Raw genomic sequence first — 6,260 nt, forward strand, 5'->3', positions numbered from 1 at the left:
GTGTGTTTAGTTTTGTCGCTTAAATCATATCAAAGTTGACGGGGATTCCGTCTTTTTTATGTCAAAATTTTAGAAAAAGTTGTAAAGTGCTGTACTAATACTAACTTAGCCCAACTTGATTTTTTATTATATATTGGTAGTTCAACTAAACTATTTTTTACAATTTTGTCTTTCGGAAAATTATTACTAAGTAGTTTTTCCTTTAAGTTTAACAGTTCATCACTCGGATCTCCCAAATTCATCAGAGAGACCACAGTACTATTAATACCATTACTTGGAATATCACAAACCATTCTTCTAAATAGAAAACTATCAATTACTTTGAAAATTTCTTCAACCTGCTCCCACTGAATAACTCCCTGATTTCGCATTTCGAAGAGCTTAAGAAGATATGGGTATACCACTTTTTTATCCATAATATTAATATGATTAATCAACCGATTAAGCTTATCATATGGACAAGAAACATTTAATAACCAATCATAAAACTGAGCATTTCTATACAATTCGTCCAATGCTTCTTCAGAAGAAAATCCTTTGTCAACGTAATATTTTTTATAAGTATTGTACACTTTTGCTTGATTAACTAATTTATGTGTCTTCGCAATCAAATAATGACGAATGAACTCTGTAAAAACTTTACTTGGAAACAACCTATCAATCTTTGACCAATACTCCCTATAAAGTCTAGCTTGTTCATTTGAATCTAATTTCATTAGGATAAAATTTCTAATTAAATCAGAAGCAGAAAGAGAAACACCTGTAGAATTTAAACTTTCGAAAATAACTTGTGGATTTTCTCCACTGTTGCCTCCATCCAATTGGATATAAACAATGTTCACATATGCCATAGCTTCAAAAAGTTGCTTCGGACTTAAGACAGAATCAGATATCATTTTTTTAAACAATCGGTAATTTTCAACCATTTTAGAAGTATCCCTATACTCATCAACTTTTCCCTTCATAATTACAGTAAATGAATCTAAATCTTTATCAACTGGCTTTAATTTTAAATGATTGTTTAATTCCACATATTTGTTAGTAAGATAATTTTCAACTATTTCTTCTTTCTTATCTACAACGCTATCTGCTAAAGCCTTTAACAAAAGAAGACAACTAGTTAGTCTTTGTTGTCCGTCAATTATTGTTGAAATATGTAACATATTTTTACCTGACTCGGGAACATACACAATTGCCCCTAAAAAGTGATTTTTCGCTTCGTTATAAGAAGAAATTAGATCTTCAAATAATTGCTGACATTGTTCTTTACCCCATTCATAATTTCTTTGATAAACAGGAATCTTGAATAGTGTCTTCGGTTGAGCCAGAAAATCCAACAACTTTATATTTTCTGCTTTCATATTTAACGAATATCCCCCATTACTCTTATATTATTTTTGATGAACAAATTAAAACTGATTTCCAAACTAATTTGAGTATATCACACCATTTTTTATTTTATAAATCTTTTAAATTATCGACTGAAAAAGGATATTAAACACCAACCACTGTTTAAATTTCTTATACGTTCAATATTAAGAATGCCTTTAATTAAGCTTGTGCCGATCTTCAATTGCAAGCTTACCTATTTTGAACAAAAAGTAAAAACTACAGATTCACATCAAATCCTTGTAGAATATTCTCACACCTTGTATCTTAAAAATTAATTAAATAATCAAAATAATTCTTCGTCTAATATTCATTATAAAATACGCATATCAGTATAGCTATGGCAAAACTGAATATATTTTCATTCTATGTAAAGAAGTTCGCAAAAAAGCCTCATAGTCACTAAACTCTTATATTTAGCGACTATAAGGCTATTATAGTCTCTTTTAAAAGTTTGTTTTCAAATGCAATAACATGACTAAAAAACAACCGGTCGTATCGAATTTTTTATTTAACAAGTTTTCAAACAATGTTCATACAAATTTGAAATGATTTACCAAATACTATTCTTATGTGACAAGAAAATTATTTTAATAGCTACAATACCATCTTCTGATTATCATTTAAAATATTTTTCAGCATTCTTGACGGCATGTCTACCACTATGCACAGAGAAACCGCAAGCAGTCCCCGGCATATTCATCGTGTAAACATTCTTATACAACATGACTCCATCCATACCCGTTGCGTACAATCCAGGGATCGCATTATGCTCATCATCAATGACTTCAAAGCGCTTATTAGTCCCGATACCACCAATACCAACCAGATAATCTTGGTCGACCCTTCCAATATAGAATGGGCCCTTTTCGATTGCTGTTAACATTTCCGTATCCTTATTAAAGTCAGTATCTTTACCTTGCTTGCACAGGTCATTATAATGCTGAACAGTTTTCACTAAATTCTCAGCAGGCAGCCCAAAACTGGCAGCTAATCCTGCAATCGTATCACTTTCATATAAAGTATTGCCTTTGTTTTCTTTGACCGCAGTGTCCAAGATGTCAGTCCCGTTATCAAGACCTTTTCCTTTAGCGAAATCCATAAAAATATTACGGGTAAAAATAACATAATTTGCCTTATTTTGTTTCATCGCCATTGATTGCAACATCAAGTTAAACGCAGCAATATTTTCATTAAAGAAGCGGTCCCCTTCTTCGTTAACAAAAAGGATCTTCCCACCTGTCGTAAATCCGCGATTACCATTAATTGGATCCATATATAGTGGAGGGGTAGTAGTTGGAAAAGCCTGGACATAATTCATGATCAATTGGCTAGATTCGTTCATCGTATCTTTAGCTCCAACTTCTTGAGCCATTAAATAACCATCACCAACACTTGATGGCATACCTGTTAAAGCCATGTTATCTGTATTCCAGCCCTGTTTTTGAATCAAACTACGGTTTCCGCCAATACCGCCGGAAGCAATAACTACAGCTTGAGTGTTATACTTAATGATTTTTCCATCTTCAGTTTCTGCAATTAAACCAACTACCTTGCCTTTGTCACAAAGCACGTGTTTAGCTGCTGTATTAAAGACAAAGTTTACCCCATATTCTTTGGCTTTTGCTACCATTTGCGGAACATAACCAGCTGATGCATGTCTGTCTTTGAACCAATGGAAAGTATTAAATAACCCTGTATGATAATTATCTACTTTGCCGGAATATTCAACTCCATTTTTTTGACACCAAACGAGATTCTTCGCTGATGAATTAATTAGATCTAACCAGATAGCCCCATTGGCGCGATACTGTCCCATTTGATGCTCAGCAGTCATAATTTCATTAGGAGTTATTTTGATTCCAAGTTCTTGCTGTCGTTTGGAATTAAGAGCAAATTGACCTTCGACTCCGCCTCCGTTACCACCGGCAGCTGACAATTTTTCAAGAACAACAGCATTAATATGATCTTGTCCAGCTTGAACAGCAGCTGAAAGGCCTGAAATTCCGGAACCAATAATAACTAGGTCTGTTGTTTCTTCTTTGTCAAACTCCTGGTACATATCTGCTGTATTCGAAATTCTTTTTTCTGAAATAGACGGTGTGTTTTTGATTTCACGTACATTACGGCTGTCAATAGTCCCCGCTTTTTCCATAGCATTTTTAGCAGCTTCGATCAGACCTTGTGAACTTTCTGTTGCTCCTGAAACAACATCAATGTCTGTCGTTTGCGCAGCGATAATACGCTGAGGTATCATTTTGACCGCATTATGAGAAACAGCCTCTGTATCATTGATTTCCTTTACTTCTACCCCACTAATCAACCCGCCTTCAACAATGACTAAAACTTTTGTTTTCCCTTCAAATCCATGAGAAGTTCCTTCATACTTTCCATCCTTTAAAGCCATGATGTTTCCCCTTTCTAAAATTCGATAAAATAAACAAAAAAAGTCATAATGGTCCTCACTTATAATATTATCATTTTTAGTGAATTATTTCACTTTTTGTTCTGAAATACTCTTGGAATATTTGACAAACACTTTTTTTAATTTAATTAATGTTGATTTAAAGATGAATATTTAAAATAAAAAGAAAAGTTAAATGTAAAAATGGTATAATTAAATTGTGAAATAGTATTCAATATGTAAAAATAAAGGAATTTAGGAGGAAAAAAATATGGTTAAATTTGATTTTTCTGGCAAAACAGCAATCGTGACTGGTGCTTCCGGTGGGATTGGCGCTGCAACGGCTAAACTTTTTGCACAAAACGGCGCAAACGTTGTTATTGGCGACATTAATCCTAGCGGTCAAAAAGTAGCCCAAGAAATTAAGGATGCTGGTGGAAAAGCCATTTTTGTTAAAACAGACGTAGCAGATTCAACTTCCGTCAAAAATTTGATCGATCAAGCCATTCAAGCATATGGCAAAATTGACGTTGCATTTAATAATGCTGGTATGGCGAACCTGCCTGACAAAGCCTCTGATATGCCAGAAGAAGAATATGATAAAGCGATGAACGTCGACGCTAAGTGTGTATTTTTATGTATGAAATACGAATTAGACAATATGCGTAAACATAATGGTGGCGCAATTGTAAATACTTCCTCAATTTCTGGCTTGAGTGCCAAGCCTGACAACATGTTGCCGTATATCGCAGCTAAACATGCAGTGATCGGGATGACCAGATCAGCAGCTTTTGATCATGCTAAAGAAGGAATTAGAGTGAACACAATTGCTCCCGGACTAATTGAAACCGAAATGACAGAAGGTTACAAGGACACTCCAGAAAAATGGGCGGAAATGACAGGACTTAATCCCATGAACGCAGCCGGAAAACCAATCGATATTGCCAACATGGTACTGTTCTTATGTTCTGATGCCTCTAGATTTACAACTGCATCCGTTATTTCTGTTGACGGCGGACAAGCCGCTTTGTAAACAAAAAAAGTATTACAATACTAAAAAACATGGGGCCTATTTGACCAAGCCCCATGTTTTTATTTAGGTATTAGGCATGATACTAGTTTGTAACTATTAACCATTTACTACAAAATTTTAAAAAAACCACTAAGGTGGGACTTTTAAGTAATCAAACCAAAAAAGAGTATAGTCAGGTTAAACCACTTAAAATCTAAACAAAAACGTCATAACTTACAAATCAATTTGAAGCAATTAAGGGAACTACGCGGATATATTTACTACTAATATTGCCCATTTTTATCTATAATTGTCGCAATGTCAACCATAGAAACCTTTCTGACCTGAGAGTTTTAACTTTACTTTGCCGATAGATAACCTGTAATATCCAATCTCAACGTATATTTTTCGAGCAAGTCAAGCCACATCATTAAGTTTTTTTAATTTTTATCAAAATAAAAATATTACGAACTAGCATCACAAGTTAATTTATTCTACCAGTACAAACTGCTCGCTGATATGTGCTATCAGAATATTGAGTATTTTTAATTTTCGATATGGGATATTTCTGTCTTTTACCAAGGTTCTGCTACATGCACTATCTTATCTATCTTTTATAAACTTCCTATTTCTTTGATCCCTAATTTCACCAGCAAAATTCATTCCAAATCCAAAATCATAACTGTTCCCAATTTCATCCTGATATGGTCTCATATCAAAAGCCGTGTCTTCGCTTTGTCGCTCAACCTGCTCCATATCTTGCGGCATTTGAAATGGTAATAAACCGCTTGGATTAAATTCACCACTTAAAATAGACAATATAGCTGTATCATCTACTCCGAAATCAAGAAGTATGGCATCTGCATAGGGTTCAATTTCTCTAATGACAAACGGATTAGACGTATTGATACTGACAATCAACGGTTTCGCACCTATTTGTTTCCTAGTTTCAATCACTAAATCTAAATCAGATTCATTTATGGTTTCGATAGTTTTAGCCCGGTACGTCCGATTAAGAATATGCTCTGGTCTTCGATCCCCAGCTAAGGAACACTTGCGAGCATTGCTTGCTGTGTACTTTCGGTATTGCAATGAAATTGGCAAATAACCTGTTTCATCTTTTGAAACAATGTTTGGATCATAACCGTTATATCTGACAAAAGCCCGTTCAGGGGACTTGATTCTGACAATTGTGGCTGTAGAGTCTTCAGGTCGTTCAACTTTTTGGAAATTCTTTGCTATCTTATCTAGATTCATTGGTGATTTGGTTTCACTAGGAATATCAGAGAGATACCAGCCGGTTTGTGCTGGGTAAGTTCTTTCAGGAACAAAGACTTTCTCCCCTTTAGATAGCGGTAAAACTTGCTGCTTATTCTTTAGCAAAATAATGGACTTTTTCTGTGCTTCCAACCCAGCCGCAACAAATTCAACATTCCCTACAATTTTTTCGGCTCG

The 6,260-nt window shown here is 34.5% G+C and carries 4 protein-coding genes; 1 reads left to right on the forward strand and 3 read right to left on the reverse strand.

Features of this window, described 5'->3' with window-relative positions; all coding sequences use genetic code 11:
• Positions 1 to 56: 56 nt before the first annotated feature.
• Together LACPOB_RS11715 and LACPOB_RS0103785 are read right to left on the reverse strand one after the other, a co-directional pair.
• Positions 57 to 1,361, reverse strand: coding sequence for a DUF262 domain-containing protein (locus LACPOB_RS11715; RefSeq protein ID WP_017867499.1), 1,305 nt, complete (start codon positions 1,359 to 1,361; stop codon positions 57 to 59).
• A 647-nt stretch (positions 1,362 to 2,008) separates the two neighbouring features.
• Positions 2,009 to 3,796, reverse strand: coding sequence for an FAD-dependent oxidoreductase (locus LACPOB_RS0103785; protein ID WP_017867500.1), 1,788 nt, complete (start codon positions 3,794 to 3,796; stop codon positions 2,009 to 2,011).
• A 268-nt stretch (positions 3,797 to 4,064) separates the two neighbouring features.
• On the opposite strand from LACPOB_RS0103785, the gene LACPOB_RS0103790 reads away from it, so the two are divergent.
• Entirely contained in the window at positions 4,065 to 4,826 is a 762-nt protein-coding gene (locus tag LACPOB_RS0103790) for an SDR family NAD(P)-dependent oxidoreductase (RefSeq protein ID WP_017867501.1), read from the forward strand.
• A 582-nt stretch (positions 4,827 to 5,408) separates the two neighbouring features.
• Here LACPOB_RS0103790 and LACPOB_RS11720 read toward each other — a convergent pair.
• The coding region (locus tag LACPOB_RS11720; protein WP_040532751.1) for a glycoside hydrolase family 3 C-terminal domain-containing protein at positions 5,409 to 6,260 on the reverse strand (852 nt) is incomplete at its 5' end.

Source organism: Ligilactobacillus pobuzihii E100301 = KCTC 13174 (assembly GCF_000349725.1).
GTDB classification, from domain to species: Bacteria; Bacillota; Bacilli; order Lactobacillales; family Lactobacillaceae; genus Ligilactobacillus; species Ligilactobacillus pobuzihii.